The 1,381-nt window shown below is 66.2% G+C and carries 2 protein-coding genes; both read right to left on the reverse strand.

Going from position 1 to position 1,381, the window contains the following annotated elements:
- Window positions 1-24: 24 nt before the first annotated feature.
- The gene (locus ACIBW7_RS43050) at window positions 25-189 is read right to left on the reverse strand and encodes a hypothetical protein (RefSeq protein WP_397056929.1); all 165 of its coding nucleotides are present in this window, start codon (window positions 187-189) and stop codon (window positions 25-27) included.
- The gene (locus ACIBW7_RS43055; RefSeq protein ID WP_397056931.1) at window positions 186-1,331 is read right to left on the reverse strand and encodes an IS701 family transposase; all 1,146 of its coding nucleotides are present in this window, start codon (window positions 1,329-1,331) and stop codon (window positions 186-188) included. Before ACIBW7_RS43055 ends, ACIBW7_RS43050 begins: the two co-directional genes overlap by 4 nt.
- Between the last annotated feature and the right edge of the window lie 50 nt (window positions 1,332-1,381).

Genomic DNA, 1,381 nt, shown 5'->3' on the forward strand with positions numbered 1-1,381 from the left:
CTCGCTTAGTACTGCAACGGCGTTTCAGGTGAGGGGGTGTCCGCGGCGGCGGTAGTGACTGAGGCGGGCTTGGTGTTGGCGTCGTCGTCGCCATGTCGACCATGCCCAGATGTGGTCGGCGGGGTGGTCCTCGCGCAGGACCAGGCGTGCGAGCAGGCGGCGGATCTCGGGTAGCGTGAGAGCGATCATGTCTGGATTGTGATCGGTGGGTCCCCTTTTGCGGCAACATCTTTGGATGCGGCCAGCCAGGCCAGGGCGAGCATCGACAAGGTGATGTGCGCATACCACGCCCGCCAGCTGCGGACCTGGTAGTGGCCGAGTCCGGCCTCGCCCTTGGCCTGTTGAAATGCTTCTTCCACGTGCCAACGGGTCCCGGCGACCCACGCCAGGTCCACCAGCCTGGAGCGGGCCGGGCCGTAACAGATGTAGTAGGCGATCTCGAGTTCGCCTTTGCTGTTGGGCGAGGGTGAGCGGCGCGCCAGCAGCCAGTGCCCACGGCCGCGTTGCCAAGTGCCCTCGATCTGGCGGTATGCCCAGTCGTACTCGCGTGGCCCGTGCGCACCAGCACCGACCGACAGTCGCTGCCAGCGGCTCGCGGGCAGTTCGGCGACCAGCACGTCGGCGCGTTCGACCCGATCGGCGCGGGTGGTCATCGCCTCGTCGCAGCGTGTGGCCATCACATAGGACACGTCGTGGTCTTCGAGCCATTCTCGCAGGTACCGGGCCTGACCGTACGCCTCGTCGGCGGTGAACCACGAGAACGGCACCTGCGCATCCAGGGCACGGGCGAGCATGGCGATGGCGTGACGGGGCTTGGTCGCGAACTCCACCGTGTCGGGAATCCCCGCCTTGCGGCAGCGCTCACGGTCATCGATCCACGACTGCGGAACATAGAGCTCGCGGTCGATCAGCGCGTGGCCCCGCGTCGAGGCATACGCCAGAAACGTGCCGATCTGGCAGTTCTCGGTGCGCCCGGCGGTGCCGGAATACTGCCGCTGAACCCCCGCCGAGCGGGTTCCCTTCTTGAGGAAACCGGTTTCGTCGCAGATCAACAGCCCCTCGCGGTCACCGAGCTGTTCCACCACATAAGCGCGCACGTCATCACGAACCCCGTCGACGTCCCACTCGGCCTTGCGCAGCATCCGCTGGATCCCGTCCGGGCACACCGCGCCGGCATGCTCGGCCAGCGTCCACCCGTTCTTCCGCTCCAGACCCGTGACCAGCCCCGACACATACTCCTTCGCCCGGATACGCGGTTCCACCCGCCCGAACCGCCCCGCAATCCGCGACATCAACGAATCCAACTCGGCCACAACACGATCCAACACCACACAACAGAACTACCAGCACCGACCGCCAAAACGCCGTTGCAGTATTAGGA

The organism is Nocardia sp. NPDC049526 (assembly GCF_044465765.1).
In the GTDB taxonomy this organism is placed as follows: Bacteria; Actinomycetota; Actinomycetes; order Mycobacteriales; family Mycobacteriaceae; genus Nocardia.